The following is a 15,982-nucleotide window of genomic DNA, read 5'->3' on the forward strand; positions in this document are numbered from 1 at the left end:
CCTGAGCTAGAAGCAGAGCCGGAACTAGAAGCAGAGCCGGAACTAGAAGCAGAGCCGGAACTAGAAGCAGAGCCGGAACTAGAAGCAGAGCCTGAGCTAGAAGATATCGCCGCTCAAAATGTTGGGGATATGTTGGAGGCTTTGGAAGCGGAGTCCGAATTTGCTGCATTAGATGATGAAATTCTTGCAGAAGAAATAGAAATTGATTTAGGTGACGACCCACTAGGTGATGAAGTCGATTTACTCGCTGAAGAAGAGCAGCCTGAAGAAGATTTTGTAACTCCGAGTGCTGAGTTGGATAGCTACCCAGAACTTGAATTAGATGATGGTGAAGAACTCGCAATATCTTTGGATGACGACACTTCCCAAGATATGAGTGAGACAGAACGTCAGTTGACTGAAAGCTTGGGTAGTCAAAATGATCTGCATTTACAGTTGGAAGATGAATTAGAAGAACCATTTGAAGATGATTTGTTTGGTGAGATTGAGACTGGCAATGAGATTCTTGATGATGCCTCTTCTGTAAATGAGCAAAGCTTTGAAAATGAAAGAACACTTGAGGTTGATGACGAATTAGACGTTACGAACTCTCTTGGCGATATAGATCTGGATTTAGATACGCCATTTGATGAAGCAGCAGCATTGGCAGCTATGGACGATGTGTCAGAGCCTGTAAGTCAGTCAGGTGAAGTCAATGATACGCCTGACGATTTGAGCATCGATTTGGATACGCCTTTTGATGAAGCGGCAGCGATGGCTGCGATGGACGAAGGGTTAGAATTGACAGATGAGCTTGTTGAAACGAATGATGTAGGTGACACATTTGAAGAGCTCACACAAGATTTAGATGCATCGTTTGATGAAGATGCAGCGATGGCTGCAGCAGACGAAGCCATTGGTAGCTTAGGTGAGCCAGTTGCAGAGACAACTCAAGATACTGAAGAATCTGTTGAGCTCGACATTGATCCTGAAAGCTTTTTAGAGAAACTCGACGAGATAGTTGAAGACGATACCAGTATGGAAGCGCCGGTTGAAATCGATGAAAGTGCTATAGAAAACGAGTTTATGGCTGACCTAGAAGAAACAGATTTTGAGTCTCTTTTGGATGAACAAGCCGAGCCGCAAGCTATTGAGTCTGAATCACAACCAGAACTAGAAGTTAATTTTGATGCACTGTTAAGTGAAGAACTGGATGAGCCATTTGAGATTGAGGATGAGCAAGTTGGCACTGAAAGTGAAACTGAATTAGTTTCTGAAGACTTTTTAAATATTGACGATTTAATCGCTGAAAGTGATGATATTTTGGTTCAAGATGAACCGTATCAAGAGCCTAATATGGATGTAGGTCTTGATGATTTTGAGGATCTTTTAGCTGGTGATAATCCAACAGATGTTGATCTTGAAGAAGATGGGTTTGCAGCAAAATTAGATTTAGCGCGTGCTTATTTGGAAATCGAAGATTTTGATTCGGCGGTTTCGGCGCTTGATGAAGTAATGGAGAATGGCCCTGAGTCAGTTCAAGAAGAAGCTCGAATCTTAAAAGAACAAATCAAATAATAAGGCAAAGGGCGTGATATAGCGCCCTTTGCTTTTCTTCCCCGCGTCAATAGCATAAAATGCCCGGTCATAATTTAGTGAAGAGTTAGCAAGTGTATGCGTGTAGTACTAGGTATTGAGTATAACGGTGGAAACTACTCAGGTTGGCAGCGTCAAAGTCATGTTAGTAGTGTTCAAGAAGAAATTGAAACTGCGCTGTCGAGGATTTGTAACCATCCAGTTGACATAGTGTGTGCAGGGCGTACGGATGCTGGTGTGCATGCTACAGGACAACTTGTTCACTTTGATACTGATGCAGAGCGAGAAATGAGTGCATTTACTTTGGGCATGAATTCTCAGCTGCCTGATGATATTGCGGTTCGATTTGCTCAGCAGGTAGATGATGAATTTCACGCGCGTTTCAGTGCAACGGCTAGGCGCTATCGTTATGTGATTTATAATCATACTTACAGACCTGGTATTTTACGCAATGGGGTGACCCATTATCATCACCCACTTGATGTTGAAAAAATGCAGGCCGCTTGCCCTTTCATGTTAGGCGAACAAGATTTTACTTCATTTCGTGCGGTTCATTGCCAATCCAATACGCCATTTCGCAATATACATCATCTTCAGGTAGATAGGTTTGGCGACTATGTAGTGATTGATGTTAAAGCCAATGCTTTCTTACATCACATGGTGAGAAACATCACTGGCTGTTTGTTAGATATTGGGATAGGCGAGCAAAAGCCACAATGGATGGGGGAGCTGCTCGAAATTAAAGACCGCACGCAAGCAAGCGCAACTGCAAAACCCAACGGTCTGTACTTGGTGGATGTAGATTATCCCGAAAAGTGGGGGATTCCTAAGATGCCAGTTGGGCCACTATTTTTACCAGAAGTTGAAATTAGAAAATAATTTGTAAAACCCAGTTTTGATCAAGGTTGCTCAATAAATAGTCTGGTATAAATTGAGCTGGTAGGCATGAAAAATTGCGTTTGTATAACGTCTATTAGTGGTTAAGACTACTAAGACCAGTTTTTTATATCGCTGTTGCCTTAAACATGTTTTAATTGGGAAAATCTGTCTGTGTGCACAGACTCATTACAGAATAAAGACAAGAGAGTTGCCAATGAGTTGGTTAGAAAAAATCTTGCCTAAAGCTGCTAAATCGGCAGGTAAGAAAGAAGTCCCAGAAGGGGTTTGGGCTAAATGTACATCTTGTGACTCAATTTTATATAAAGCTGAGTTGGAAAAGTCACTGTACGTCTGTCCTAAATGTGATCATCACATGCGTATTTCGGCTCGTCAGCGTCTAGAGCGCTTTTTAGACGACGGTGAGGTTGTTGAGCTGGGTGCACAGTTTGAACCTCAAGATGTGCTGAAGTTTAAAGATTCTAAGAAATACTCAGATCGTATCACTGCTGCACAAAAAGTGAGTGGTGAAAAAGACGCTTTAATTGCAATGAAAGGCCGTCTTAAAGGTGTACCTGTAGCAGCTGTTGCATTTGAATTCTCATTTATGGGTGGTTCAATGGCATCGGTTGTTGGTGCGCGTTTTGTTGAAGCCGTTAACGAGTGTTTAGAGCATAATATGCCATTGGTGTGTTTCTCTGCTTCGGGTGGTGCACGTATGCAAGAAGCGCTGTTTTCACTGATGCAGATGGCAAAAACTAGTGCTGCATTGGCAAAAATGAGCGAGCAAGGTCTGCCATTTATCTCTGTGCTTACCAACCCAACGATGGGTGGTGTATCGGCTTCTTTAGCGATGCTTGGAGATATCAATGTTGCAGAACCTAAAGCGCTGATTGGTTTCGCAGGTCCACGAGTTATCGAGCAAACTGTACGTGAAACGCTACCTGAAGGTTTCCAGCGCAGTGAATTCTTACTAGAACACGGTGCAATTGATGTGATCGTAGATCGTCGTGAAATGCGTGATTCATTAGCACGTATGATTTCCAAGTTTATGGACTTGCCTTCTACTGAACAAGAGCATAGAGTAGCGTAAATTTTTCGAAATTGAGCTAGCTATGTCACACATCAAACCTAGCCAATCATCGAGTTTAGATGATTGGCTTTGTTATTTAGAGCAACTGCATCCTGCCAATATAGAAATGGGTTTAGAGCGTGTTGCCCAAGTCGCTAATAATATTCATTTATTAAATACCCCAAGTAAAATCATCTTAATAGGTGGTACTAATGGCAAAGGCACAACAGCGCGCTGTATGGAAGCAATGCTATTGGTTCAAGGTCATACTGTAGGCACTTATGCATCCCCTCATTTGATTCGTTACAATGAAAGAGTGCGGATCAATGGCCAAGAACTTCCCGATCAAGATCATGTGGATGCTTTTTGTGAGTTAGAGCAAGGTCGCGGTGAGACCCAGCTTACCTACTTTGAATACGGTACACTTGGGGCACTGGCATTATTTAAGCGCTATGCTGTTGAGTTTGTACTTTTAGAAGTGGGGTTAGGAGGGCGATATGATGCAACAAACATCGTCACCCCCTATGCGAGTGTGATCACAACAATTGACCTTGACCATAAAGAGTATTTAGGTGATACACGCGAGCTGGTAGGTTATGATAAAGCAGGGATTTTCCGCACAAATACACCTGCCATTGTCGGCGACCTAAACATACCACATACAGTGACAGATTATGGTGATGAAATTGGTGCTGAGATGATTTTGTCTAAGCGAGATTTTCATTTCACGCCTCTTAAAGATGGATTAAGGTGGCAGTATCAGAATTATGATATGCACTTTTCCAATCCAGCTATACCAGCACAAAATGTCGCAACAGCATTTACTGCCTTGGCGAAATTAGATCTATTACCGGATGAAGAATTACTTCGAACGACGTTAGAAAGCCTTCAAGTAGAGGGGCGATTTCAACAGCTAAGTCATTCACCTCTCGTTTATACTGACGTTGCCCATAACCCTGAATCGGCGCGTTATTTGCGCACTAAGTTGCTCGATTTAAAAAATCAGGGCTTTAAAATTAACGTCTTAGTCGCTATGCTTGCTGATAAGGACAAAGCCAGTGTAATTAATGAGCTAGATAAAGTTGTTGATAGCTGGACATGTGCAGCTCTGAGTGGCCCAAGAGCTGAATCTGCTGAAAACATGCTGTCGGCACTACCGCATGACAAGCAGGCTAGTACACGCACATATAGCAGTGTTTCAGCAGCATTAGATGTAATATTGCCAGAACAGTCGGATGATACTGCGCTGATTATATTTGGGTCTTTCTTCACTGTGGCTGATGCCATTCAATATTGGAAAAAATAGAGAGTAAGATTTTGAACTCAGGATTTGTGAATCGCCTTGTCGGTACCAGTATCATTGTCATTGCTGCAATCGTATTTATTCCAAATATTTTGGATGGCGAGAAAGTACACTACAAAGAAGGATTTAAACAAATTCCTGAGCGACCTGATTTTACATCTATTGATTTGCAAGAAAACATAGATGATCGCGCTTCTTTGGCGCTGGACCCCAAAGAAGAGGTTATTGAAGACGTTATTGCCGATGACGTCAATGATGCAAAGCATCAAAATATGTCTGTTGATGATAAAGCACAAAGTGGTGAAGAAATAGCAAAAAATTCGGGCTCATTGATTCAAACTCACATATCGGAACAAACAGTACAAGTAACCAAAGCTGAGATCAAAGAGCCAATTGAAGAGACAAGTAATGAAGCAAGTTCAATTGCTTCAAATGACAAATCTATAACTAAACAGGATGCGGCTGCGAAGCTTGAAGCAAAGCCAAAACTTGAGCGTCCTGACTCTTCAAATTTCACAAAAATGGCGTATGTAATTCAGCTGGGTAGCTTTTCTCACAAAGCTAACGTATTAGCTCTGACTGATAAGCTCAAGAAAAATGGCTTTAAAACTTTTACGCGCCCTGTAAAAACGCCTAATGGTACACTAACAAAAGTATTTGTTGGACCTGACTTAAATAAACAAAAACTTGAAGCTAAGTTACCGGAATTAAAGAAATTAACTAAGCTAAATGGTAGGTTGACTCAATTTAAGGTTGCAAATTGATCTGGCAATTCTAGGGCGTGTCTTATAAAATGCGCCCCAAATTAACGACTTGTTGGTTATTATGATTTGGGTTGATTACGCCATATTTGCAGTTGTCGGTATTTCTACCTTTTTTGGGCTGATACGCGGCTTTGTAAAAGAAGCTATGTCCCTCGTAGTTTGGGTTGGCGCTTTCTTCATATCCAGTCTATTTTATCAATATCTATCCACTTTCCTTACCTTTGTTTCAGAACCCCTTTTAAGAAACGCTGCGGCGATAGCCATACTGTTTATATCGACGCTGGTATTAGGTGGACTAGTTAATTTTATATTGGGTGAGCTTGTACAGCGTACAGGATTGTCAGGCACCGATCGCATTGTAGGCATCTTGTTTGGCGCTATGCGCGGAGTGCTTGTAGTAAGCGCCCTGTTGTTTTTTCTCGATGCTTTCACCAAAGCCCCAGATACAAATTGGTGGAAGGCATCGGTAGTAATCCCTGAATTTGGATTTGTTATTGAATGGTTTTTTTCTTATTTAGAAAATAATTCGAGCTTTTTAAATTCAGCAATCCGTTAATCGGCGAGGAATTTTTTAATGTGTGGTATCGTTGGGATAGTCGGAACTTCTCCTGTTAATCAGGCTTTGTATGACGGCTTAACTGTTTTGCAACACCGCGGTCAAGATGCTGCTGGCATCATTACCATTGACAACAATACGTTTAGCCTTCGCAAAGCGAACGGCTTGGTGAAAGACGTATTTCATACGCGTCATATGAAGCGCTTACAAGGCAATATTGGCATTGGCCATGTGCGTTATCCAACGGCAGGTTCTTCTAGCTCTGCGGAAGCTCAGCCTTTCTATGTAAATTCTCCATTTGGTATTTCTCTGGCGCATAACGGTAATCTAACCAATGCTGCAGAGTTAAAAGAGCGTTTATTTACAAAGGCAAGACGCCATGTAAATACCACTTCAGACTCAGAGGTGTTACTGAATATTCTAGCTTATGAATTAGGTCGCAGTGACAAAATGAAGCTAGAAGCGGAAGATATGTTTGCTGCCATCGAAGCCGTAAATGAGCAGTGTTCAGGTGGTTACGCAAGCATTGCGATGATCATTGATCACGGTATGCTTGCATTTCGTGACCCACATGGTATTCGTCCAATTGTGTTTGGTAAAAAAGACACAGAAAAAGGCACTGAGTACATGTTTGCGTCTGAGAGTGTTGCATTGGCGACAGATGGTTTTGAGTTCGTTCGTGATGTCGCACCTGGTGAGGCAATTTATGTCACTGAAGACGGCCAGTTTTTCTCTAAGATGTGTGCGGATAAAACAACTTTAGCACCATGTATCTTTGAATTTGTTTACTTTGCTCGCCCTGATTCGACGATGGACAATATGTCGGTTTATGCATCCCGTGTAAATATGGGTACTAAACTCGGCGAGAAAATTCAGCGCGAATGGGCTGACAAAGAAATTGACGTTGTTATTCCTATCCCTGAGACATCATGTGATATTGCACTTGAAATTGCCTCAGTGCTTGGTCTACCGTATCGCCAAGGGTTTGTTAAAAACCGTTATATTGGCCGTACATTCATCATGCCAGGCCAGGAGCAACGTAAAAAGTCTGTGCGTCGCAAACTCAATGCAATTGATAGAGAGTTTGTTGGCAAAAACGTGTTACTTGTGGACGACTCAATTGTACGTGGCACAACATCTGCTCAGATTGTTGAAATGGCAAGAGAGGCTGGCGCGAAGAATGTTTATTTTGCCTCTGCGGCACCAGAAGTACGTTTCCCTAACGTGTATGGTATTGACATGCCATCGGCATCAGAACTTATTGCCCACGGTCGAGAATTAGAAGATATTAACCGCAGCATAGGTTCTGACGGGCTAGTTTATCAGTCTATTGGAGATTTGATTGCAGCTGTACGTATCGAGAATCCTGAAATTAGTCACTTTGAAACGTCGGTATTCGATGGACAGTATATAACTGGCGATGTTGATCAGGATTATTTAAACCGCATAGACGCGCTACGCAATGACTCTGCGAAGTCAACACGAGAGCAAGCGATGTCAGCCAGCCTTGAGTTACACAACCAAGAGACTGGTGAGGGCGAATAACTCACCCTCTGCAGTTTTGAATAAAAAAGGGCGATGATGCAAATCATCGCCCTTTTGTTTGATTTCGTTTTTTAGGATAAAAGCAAAGGAAGCGCAGTGAATGCCACCTCCCTATGTAAATGTAGGGCTAATAATGCCATTCGTCCACAAAATTGCCGTTGCAGCTAGAATTATCACTAATAAGATAAGTCCACATGTCACCATAGAGCTTGCATAAATAAAGCCGCGTTCTTCGGGTATATGCATAATTATTGGTACGCCGGTGTACAGTAAGTAAACCGAGTATGCGACAGATACTATGCCCACGCTGACGACAAACCACAACTCAGGATACAAGGCTGCGATGGCTGACATAAAAATGGGTGTAGCGGTGTAAGCCGCAAGTTCGATCGTTTGTGTAAATGTCGGCTGAGCCCCGAAAGTTACTGCCATCCAGTAAGCTAAATAAGCCAGGGAAAATACCCCAATTATCAGAGCAAAGTACATCGCAAAAGCGATTAACATCGCGCTGTCATGGGTTAAGTATGCTACATCTCCCTTGCCGACTTGCCAGCCAATATGTACAGACGACACATACCCCATGATGCACGGTATCAGGGCTATTAAAAACATATGAGACAAACTGAATGTGGCACTTTCATGATGGTTATCAATCGTCTGCCATTCTTCAATTGGATGCGCGTAGAGCCCCCACAAATGGTTTAAAATCATAAAAGCCTCTCTTTTATATTTGGGTGTTTTTTACACAGCTTCAATTTATTTATGAAATATTGGTTAAATTTTGTCAAGAAACTAGAGTTGAACATCTTAATCCTTTGACTGGTCGCAACAGTGATGGTGTTTAACCTATATCCATGATGGAGGCGGGTGCTTAGGTTGTGCTAGAATGCGCGCCTGGTTTGGTAATATTTGATGATTATGCTAGAAAAATATGCAGATTTACTTGCGCCTATCTATGAATTTTTGGGTACGAGTACACCTGACAGCTGGATTGATGAGGCTAAAAAGCCCGAGAATTTACAGCGACTACTTGTTGATCATATGCACTGTGAGCTAAAAGCTGCACAAAGCGCTGCGTTTTTGATCCGTAAATATGCCGTTGATGATGCCTCAGCAAAAACATTATTAGGCTGGGTTAAACCCTATGAAGATTTTGTTTATCGCAAAATTGGTGATGGCCAATTCAGTGCAAGTAAAAATGAATTGATTGGTAGCTTAACAGCCAAACCAGAGTATGCATATAATCAAGATATCCTTGATAAAATGGTGCGCTTAATCAAAGAAGAGCTACATCACTTTGAGCAAGTATTGGAAATAATTCAATCTAGAGGCTTGAGAGTGCAGAGTCTCAATGCATCTCGATATGCAGCAGGCATGATAAAGCATGTACGCACATTTGAGCCCGCTGCGTTAATTGATAAACTAATTATTGGTGCTTTTATTGAGGCGAGATCCTGCGAACGTTTTGCGAAGCTAGCTCCTTTTTTAGAGGATGATTTAGGGCGTTTTTATGTGTCTCTTTTACGCTCTGAAGCGAGGCATTATCAAGATTATATTGAACTGGCAGAGCAAGTTGCAAAAGCAACGGATCCAGCGCGTTTCGATGTTGCTGCGCGAGTTGCTGAGTTTAAAGACATCGAGAATGCGCTGATTTCTGCGCCTGATGAAGATTTTAAATTTCACAGTGGTGCACCAGTCGCTGCCTAGCTGCATCTAGCTGCTTATTTAATTAAACGATCGTCCATTTGGGAATCGCTCGATTGCGTTGTTATTGCGGTTCCTGCGACGACGTTTTTTACGTATTGGTGTATCGTCTTCTCCATCTCCTTTGAAAACCAGTCCAAACCACAACAAGGCTGGCCAGTATAAGAAAGATAAAATCTCTAAGTTCTCAAAAAAGCTATAGCAGATAAATACAGTCATCAAACACAGTGCGGTTTGGGCTGTCTTCGAGTCTTGTGATTTGACTAAAAAGTAGACCATAGTGATCGCCATTGGTACTGCTAGTGCAATTGCACCAACAATGCCTTTAACAAACAGTAACCCGTACCAGCTATGGTGTGAACCTATTGGCATGCGTTCAACAATTTTTGGCCCACGTTCTACAATACCATGACCCCAAATAGGCGCTTCAGCTTCCCAGCGTTGCATCGCAATATTAGCAAGTGCTTGTCGAACTCTTGTCGAGCCCGGACGTTGCTGTTTAATGGCTTCATAAGAGTCCATTATCCAGTTATACACCGGTTCGCCAAGTAATAGTACAGCCGGCACAACAAAACCAAGCATCAATAAAAACCATGGCTCTTTAAGTTTGTCGCTAAACATCACCATGGGGAATAGCATAATGAAAATAGCGATACCCGCGCGAGACTGAGACAGTAAGAGCATTGCCCAGCAGCCTGCGATAGCCCATCGACGGATCCGAGCACTTTGTTCTTGCAAACAAAAAACCAAATAGACACACGCCATAAACCCTGCAGCAGGAGCCCAAGGCGTGAAAAACCGCCAGCGGCCAGCGCCTGTTTCAGGGTTGATACCGTAAAAGCTCACCATAAAAAAGCTCTCCCCCGGTCCACCAATGACTTTCAAAGGAGAAAGAAAGATATCGCCAGGTAGTCGCCCTAGATAAAAAATGAATGATACAACCGCAAAGATAAGCGTTTGTATAGCGATGATGCACACCGCGCGAATGATGACTTCTTTTCTTATTTGGATCATATTGGCGATAAATGGAAAGAGCGCTAACAGTGCCCAGCCCTTCATCCAGCCAATTGAGGACTTTATGGTTTTACCTATTCCAAGAGACCAATTAAAGTGGGCGATGATCAATGCCACCAGCATCACTAACATGGCAATTGTCCATAGCCAAACCATCGGGCTTATAGCTGCTTGCTTTTTATCCACTTCAAAGTACATGCGAGTGATGACCATGGCGAACAACAGCCAACCAATAACAGAGCCTAATACGTACAAAGTGCCAGTTAAAAATGCAGGGTAGGTCAGAACGAGCCCCGCCCAAACAACGAACTCTTCAGAGCTAATAAATTCTTTTTTTTCGCCCGGTAGCGCTGAGAGTAAAAGCATAGCTTACGCCTGAGCCTTAGGCTTTTCGATTACAAGCGCGACAATTTCTCTGCGCTTGTTTACCATAAGAATGGCTGCTGACGTGAAAATCATTGCAAACAATGCGGCAGCAATTGCTAGGCCTTTTTTAGGACTGACTGGTTTCATTGCTACAGACGGTGGTGTCATAAGCTGTACGATTGGATATGAGGCAAACACGTCTGCTTTGCCCGCTTCTAGTCGTGCAGCAGCAGAGGTAAATACTGCTTCAGCTAAGTCAAACTCACGTTGTAATCTTTCTAATTCTGCGGCTTCGCGTGCATAAATTTTAATTTTTTCGTTCAGTAAAGTTTGCGCTTGGTCTAGTTCAACGAGTTGTGCCTGTTTGCCTTTTTTCAAGGCGTAAGCATTTATTAAGTCAGCGAATAGCTGAGCGCGCTTGGGATTATTTTTTAAATCTAGTGAGGTAAAAATATGCGCAGCGTTTGGACCTACTAGGCCTTGAGAACGATTTCTTAATGACTGTTTTGATTGCTCAAAACGCGCAAACTCTGCTTTTACTTTCGGGTGGCCTTCGCCCCAACGAGAGCGGTATTCACTCAATTGAGATGCGCTTGAGGTGAGCTCCGATAAGTAGCCACGAAATTCACCGTCAGATTGAAGCACAAATGCTTGTCCAGCCATTGCAGGTGAAACACCCAAATCCACGCTTAATTGGCTAACATAGTCATCGCTTTGGCCTATTTCAGCTTGGATCATGACCATTCTTTCTTTAATGGTCGATAGCGTTGCTGTTTCACGTTGTAATTGTTCTTGAGACACAAGAAGCGAACGTTGCTGGAAGTCGATGATATTGTTACGTGTTGCGTTCAACCTTTCGCGGTACTGATCCAATACAGCTTTGATGCTTTCATCACGGCGTTTTACTTCGTCTGCACGCAAGTGGTCCAATTGTGCTTGTAGTGCATCATATAGTGCCCAAGCCTTTTTTTGTGCCATTTTTGCCGACTTAGCTGTTGTCTCGACATTCAATATTGAGGTTTGCTCGGTTAACCTAACTTTTGGGTTGCCAAAATCACGAAAATGAAGATTTAACGACTTCGCTGCATTTTCTATTAAATTGCGGCTCATAAGCATTTCTTTGTAATTAACCCGTGGGTTATAACCTTTACCAAATGGCGCACTAGTAGAAGACACGACTTGACCTACTTCATCAATTGATACTTGGCTGTTTGCACCTGTGCCTGGCAATACGATATCCAAATCACTTTTGAATGTAGGTGCTTTTTGCAAGTATGCGATGACCAATACGATAATGACCAAGTAGCTTACTAGGCATGCCGCTAAGTAAGGTCTGTGCAAAGCTCTATATATGCTTGCTCTGAAGCGACTATAAGGTGTTGTGACTGTAAGTGCAGTACCCATGCTACACCTCCTTAAAACACTTTAAATGGTGTTACAATGTCTAAAACAGTGCGAGCTACGTCTCTTAAATTCGTGATATCCGAGTCATAACAGGCGATGGCGTCATTTGGCATAACGTATGGGTTTATCTGGTCGCGATAAGGCATACGCATAAGCTGCTCAATTGAGCGTTCTATTACTTGTGTTTGTTTCGTGATCGGGTGAGTGCTAACTAGAACAACGCGTCTTGGCGCATTGGTGTAGGATTTACCCCCCACGCAGTTAGCTGAAACAGCTGCCTGCAAAAGTCTTGTGCCATAAGGAAGGTTGCTTGAAAAGCGACCAATTGCGGCGTTGGAGTTACTTTCTGCTGAGTCAATTAAGTTCGACATAAATACTCTAAACCCTTTTGGCGTGATTTGTGACGGGCGAACCAAGTGTGGCTGAAAGCAGCCTGTGCTTGGTACTATCACCTGATCGCCAGCGATAAGTGCATAGTCCGTTACCGGTTCGCCAGTTAAGATGCCGGTCAAATCTACTTCCACTTGCCACCCTGAGCGAATTAAAATAACTTGGTCCAACTTGGCATCAGGACGTATACCCGATGCAGTTCTAACCGCTTCTGAAAGCAGACGTTTTTTAGTTTGGTCGCCGGAGGCAACAATGCGGTCTTTGTGTATTTGGGAAGGAATGGAAGCGTTAATAGTGACGCGTCCTGGTTCAAAAACGGCTCCAGATACTGGCACTTCAATTGCTGCTAAATTTAATACTCTGATGTTTACATCTAGTGTACTAGCCTTGAAGATATTTGCTCTGATTAAAGCAAGTTCTATTCGCTCGCTAAGGTGCTGTGTTGTTAAGCCAGCAGCGAAAATAGGTTCAATAGCTGGCATCTCAAGCAAGCCAGAGCTGTCTAGAATATAGTTTCCGTTGAACCCTTCACCAAACTCCATACTTATCTCGATTAAATCACCGGGACTTAGAGGTAAAGAACTGGCATCTTTACCTCCTAGCACAGGGACTGGAGCTTGATTGTTCGGATGCGTTTTAATGGCTCTGTCCACACGGTATTGTTTGGTTATTGCAAACTCGTTGGCACCAGAACAGTCAATGCCAGCAGCAAACACTGTACCCGGTTTAGACGGCGCGATTACTGTACCTTGTGCATTTGGATGGCCATAAAAACGGTCGTCTTTATCTTCTAACTCTACGGTTCCGTCGATATGTGCACAGCCAGAAATCGCAGCGATTTGGCATATAAGTGCCAACATGCTTAGCTTTGATTTTAAGTGAGTGACTGTCATGGCTTATTCCTTAATAAGAAGTTTGCTGTATTAAATAAAGCATTAATTAGGCCAGTTGTCTAAATCCTTAATAATCAGATGTTTATGTTTTTTCTTTTAGATTTTTGCGGTGTATTTTGCAATTTGCATATCGCTGTGTTTGCAAAACAGAAAAACCAGCGAGTGCTGGTTTTTCATTATTATTAGACATCAGAGCTTAATGTGACTTTTGTAGGAACGAAACTCCTCGCATGGCGGCGTTTTCAATTGCGTTATATAGACTCTCAGGCAGGGTGCACAAATATGTACATGCCAGTGTTGCAAGTGTACGCTTTGGCTCTTCTTTTAAGATACGCCAGTTTGTTTTTAATGCTTCGTGCATTAGTTTAATTGCCTGTGTGCTATTGCGAGATTGTATCGCGCGGCGGCACAGATAACGAAGTTGGTAGGCTTTTGCCAACGAGGCATACTTTTTAAAGAAGGCATCGTGACCGATACGGTTTTGATCTACGGCGTATTGCCAGCTCGTAAACTGTTTGTGTAGATTTGATGATAAACCAGATGCGTTTACTCGGTAGTAAGTAAGTGGTTGCTCAATGCCTTCGATCATATAATCAGTATCTAATGTGATGCGTAACCATAGTTCAATGTCTTCAGATTGACGAAGCTCTTCATCAAAATATTGTACCCAGCCGCGCATACCATCTTGGAATGCCACCGCCTCTAAAACCTCTTTACGGATAACCGGAGCTGAACCGTTGCCAATGGGGTTACGACAAAATACATCTTTGCTGGTAATACCTTTTAGTTTAGGAAACTGGCCAATACCAATCAGGGCATCATCTTCATCCATGAATAATGAAGGGCAGTAACTAATACCAAGCTGTTTATTGGCTTCAAGGTGTGCTACATGCTTTTCTAGTTTTTCTGGGGTCCAGAAATCATCGGCATCAAGCAAAGCAATATAGTCACCTTGTGCAGCTCTAATTCCGGTGTTTCTCGCTCCGGCGAGGCCTCTATTGAGTTGCGAGATAACTTTGATTCGTGCATCGTCAAATTGGGCTACTTTTGCTAATGTGTCATCGCTGCATCCGTCATCTACACAAATCAATTCAAAATCTTGATAAGTTTGATTGAGCACTGAGTTAATGCTCAGCTCGATGTATTTACCAACATTATACATTGGGATAACGACGCTCACGGTTGGGTGAATTAAGCTGTTCATAATCGGCTCCTTATGCGGGCTTGATAGTTTTAAAATTTATAAACATGTTTACGGCTGGAAATACTAGCCATAAAACACTGGATAACAGTAAGACAAGTGCAAACGACTCAGGTGATTGCGGAGCCATTGCAAATACACCAGCAAGCGATACCAATAGGCAATACGCGCATTGCTGCGTCTCTATACGAAATTGGCCTTTACTACGTAACACGGCACTGTAGGCATCAGTCCAAACCGTAGTAATTGCAACCAAACACAGTAGGCTGGTAGTTAGAAAACTAGCTTGCCACTCTGAAGAAAATAAGAACGGCACGTAAATTGGCACTAAGGCAGATTGGCAGATGAATAAAACCGAAACTAGGCCTGTTACGATGGTAATTTTTTTCGCTAAACTGTTGTGTGAATTTACTTTTTGTTGCTGGCAAATATATGGGTATAAGGCTGTGATATAAGCTTGGCTGATGGACATAGCTAGCCCGATCCCTGCACTTTTAGCAAAGCTGTACAAGCCAAACAGTTCTGGAGTCATCAGTCTTGCTGCAATGAATACGTCCATGTTCATTCTCAGTGAGCGTAGAGCTTCTGCTGTGGCTAGTTGAGTTGATGTCAAAAGTAAGCGAACAAATACAAGACGTTCAAACCCGATACGGTGTGGCTGAGTTTCAACCATCATAAAAGCCCCAAGCCAAATGATTGCGAATGCCCACTTAGCGTATACGATAGCCATGAGGCCTGCGTCCAGATATAGACCCAAAGCGATAGCGAAGTTTTCAATAATAATGCATGCGCTGCTGATGATACTGAACAGTGCCATTCGATTGTCCCGCTGGACAAGGAAGGCTTTGGTGCTCACGATCGGAAATACTAAATAAGTCAGCGCCATGAGTGCGACGAGCTCAAAAATGTCGTGGTCGGGGAAAAGCCAATGTGTGCTGTACGCTGCAGCAATTTGCACAACGAAAAGACCAATACATATTGTCCATTGCACACACAAGCCATTGGCAAGTAGCTGAGGGAGTTCTTGGTCATTTGCTCTTATTATCTGTGCCCCTGCACCAGAGCGAAGTAACAGACGAAGAACTTCATGAATACTCAACGCCAACATAGCTGCACCATATTCCACTGGAAGCAGGAATGCAGCCATGGCCATGATGCTTGCAAGTCGTGATGCTTTGGCAATAACTTCAGCACCCACTAGCCAAGAAGTGTTCCTGATGAGGTGTGTGATGGAGTATTTGCTTGCCTGCATGGTGTTCGCCTCTGATTAGTTAGTAACTTTACTAATCAATAATCAGGCCAAAACAATAAATTATTTA

At 42.8% G+C, this 15,982-nt stretch carries 14 protein-coding genes; 8 read left to right on the forward strand and 6 right to left on the reverse strand.

All coding sequences use genetic code 11. From position 1 onward, the window contains the following. The 7 genes from N475_RS11780 to purF form a co-directional block, all read left to right on the forward strand. Positions 1-1,557 (forward strand): FimV/HubP family polar landmark protein (locus tag N475_RS11780; RefSeq protein ID WP_282955587.1); only part of this gene is annotated, 1,557 nt, incomplete at its 5' end. 96 nt (positions 1,558-1,653) lie between these two features. Further along, positions 1,654-2,454, forward strand: a complete 801-nt coding sequence (gene truA / locus N475_RS11785; protein ID WP_063359510.1) for a tRNA pseudouridine(38-40) synthase TruA — start codon at positions 1,654-1,656, stop codon at positions 2,452-2,454. A gap of 214 nt (positions 2,455-2,668) precedes the next feature. After that, on the forward strand, positions 2,669-3,544 hold the full coding sequence (gene accD, locus N475_RS11790) for an acetyl-CoA carboxylase, carboxyltransferase subunit beta (protein ID WP_063359511.1): 876 nt from the start codon (positions 2,669-2,671) through the stop codon (positions 3,542-3,544). 22 nt (positions 3,545-3,566) lie between these two features. Continuing rightward, on the forward strand, positions 3,567-4,829 hold the full coding sequence (folC, locus tag N475_RS11795) for a bifunctional tetrahydrofolate synthase/dihydrofolate synthase (protein ID WP_063365344.1): 1,263 nt from the start codon (positions 3,567-3,569) through the stop codon (positions 4,827-4,829). An 11-nt stretch (positions 4,830-4,840) separates the two neighbouring features. Continuing rightward, entirely contained in the window at positions 4,841-5,590 is a 750-nt protein-coding gene (locus N475_RS11800; protein WP_063359513.1) for an SPOR domain-containing protein, read from the forward strand. A gap of 61 nt (positions 5,591-5,651) precedes the next feature. Continuing rightward, positions 5,652-6,146, forward strand: a complete 495-nt coding sequence (locus tag N475_RS11805; protein WP_063359514.1) for a CvpA family protein — start codon at positions 5,652-5,654, stop codon at positions 6,144-6,146. Positions 6,147-6,164: 18 nt separating this feature from the next. Next, positions 6,165-7,691: an amidophosphoribosyltransferase gene (gene purF, locus N475_RS11810; RefSeq protein ID WP_063359515.1), complete on the forward strand. Its 1,527-nt coding sequence runs from the start codon at positions 6,165-6,167 to the stop codon at positions 7,689-7,691. Positions 7,692-7,802: 111 nt separating this feature from the next. Here the strand turns inward: purF and N475_RS11815 are convergent, their stop codons facing one another. Further along, positions 7,803-8,402, reverse strand: coding sequence for a Yip1 family protein (locus N475_RS11815; RefSeq protein ID WP_063359516.1), 600 nt, complete (start codon positions 8,400-8,402; stop codon positions 7,803-7,805). Positions 8,403-8,609: 207 nt separating this feature from the next. On the opposite strand from N475_RS11815, the gene miaE reads away from it, so the two are divergent. Then, positions 8,610-9,398, forward strand: a complete 789-nt coding sequence (miaE, locus tag N475_RS11820) for a tRNA isopentenyl-2-thiomethyl-A-37 hydroxylase MiaE (RefSeq protein WP_063359693.1) — start codon at positions 8,610-8,612, stop codon at positions 9,396-9,398. An 18-nt stretch (positions 9,399-9,416) separates the two neighbouring features. On the opposite strand, the gene N475_RS11825 is transcribed toward miaE, so the two are convergent. From N475_RS11825 to N475_RS11845, 5 genes are all read right to left on the reverse strand, one after another. After that, complete coding sequence (locus N475_RS11825; protein ID WP_227008445.1) at positions 9,417-10,775, reverse strand: O-antigen ligase family protein; 1,359 nt, start codon at positions 10,773-10,775, stop codon at positions 9,417-9,419. Between the two features lie 3 nt (positions 10,776-10,778). Continuing rightward, entirely contained in the window at positions 10,779-12,179 is a 1,401-nt protein-coding gene (locus N475_RS11830) for a GumC family protein (RefSeq protein WP_063359517.1), read from the reverse strand. A gap of 11 nt (positions 12,180-12,190) precedes the next feature. Then, positions 12,191-13,462, reverse strand: a complete 1,272-nt coding sequence (locus N475_RS11835) for a polysaccharide biosynthesis/export family protein (protein WP_227008444.1) — start codon at positions 13,460-13,462, stop codon at positions 12,191-12,193. Between the two features lie 196 nt (positions 13,463-13,658). After that, on the reverse strand, positions 13,659-14,666 hold the full coding sequence (locus tag N475_RS11840) for a glycosyltransferase family 2 protein (RefSeq protein ID WP_063359518.1): 1,008 nt from the start codon (positions 14,664-14,666) through the stop codon (positions 13,659-13,661). Between the two features lie 10 nt (positions 14,667-14,676). Next, positions 14,677-15,915, reverse strand: a complete 1,239-nt coding sequence (locus N475_RS11845) for an oligosaccharide flippase family protein (protein ID WP_063365345.1) — start codon at positions 15,913-15,915, stop codon at positions 14,677-14,679. Between the last annotated feature and the right edge of the window lie 67 nt (positions 15,916-15,982).

Source organism: Pseudoalteromonas luteoviolacea DSM 6061, from assembly GCF_001625655.1.
Classification (GTDB): domain Bacteria; phylum Pseudomonadota; class Gammaproteobacteria; order Enterobacterales; family Alteromonadaceae; genus Pseudoalteromonas; species Pseudoalteromonas luteoviolacea.

What these genes read in the sequence shown, in the direction of transcription:
- purF (WP_063359515.1), top strand. Translation starts at nt 6,165, where the DNA reads ATGTGTGGTATCGTTGGGATAGTCGGAACTTCTCCTGTTAATCAGGCT.
- folC (WP_063365344.1), top strand. Translation starts at nt 3,567, where the DNA reads ATGTCACACATCAAACCTAGCCAATCATCGAGTTTAGATGATTGGCTT.
- N475_RS11840 (WP_063359518.1), bottom strand. Translation starts at nt 14,666, where the DNA reads ATGAACAGCTTAATTCACCCAACCGTGAGCGTCGTTATCCCAATGTAT.
- N475_RS11835 (WP_227008444.1), bottom strand. Translation starts at nt 13,462, where the DNA reads ATGACAGTCACTCACTTAAAATCAAAGCTAAGCATGTTGGCACTTATA.
- N475_RS11815 (WP_063359516.1), bottom strand. Translation starts at nt 8,402, where the DNA reads ATGATTTTAAACCATTTGTGGGGGCTCTACGCGCATCCAATTGAAGAA.
- N475_RS11805 (WP_063359514.1), top strand. Translation starts at nt 5,652, where the DNA reads ATGATTTGGGTTGATTACGCCATATTTGCAGTTGTCGGTATTTCTACC.
- miaE (WP_063359693.1), top strand. Translation starts at nt 8,610, where the DNA reads ATGCTAGAAAAATATGCAGATTTACTTGCGCCTATCTATGAATTTTTG.
- N475_RS11830 (WP_063359517.1), bottom strand. Translation starts at nt 12,179, where the DNA reads ATGGGTACTGCACTTACAGTCACAACACCTTATAGTCGCTTCAGAGCA.
- accD (WP_063359511.1), top strand. Translation starts at nt 2,669, where the DNA reads ATGAGTTGGTTAGAAAAAATCTTGCCTAAAGCTGCTAAATCGGCAGGT.
- truA (WP_063359510.1), top strand. Translation starts at nt 1,654, where the DNA reads ATGCGTGTAGTACTAGGTATTGAGTATAACGGTGGAAACTACTCAGGT.
- N475_RS11825 (WP_227008445.1), bottom strand. Translation starts at nt 10,775, where the DNA reads ATGCTTTTACTCTCAGCGCTACCGGGCGAAAAAAAAGAATTTATTAGC.
- N475_RS11845 (WP_063365345.1), bottom strand. Translation starts at nt 15,915, where the DNA reads ATGCAGGCAAGCAAATACTCCATCACACACCTCATCAGGAACACTTCT.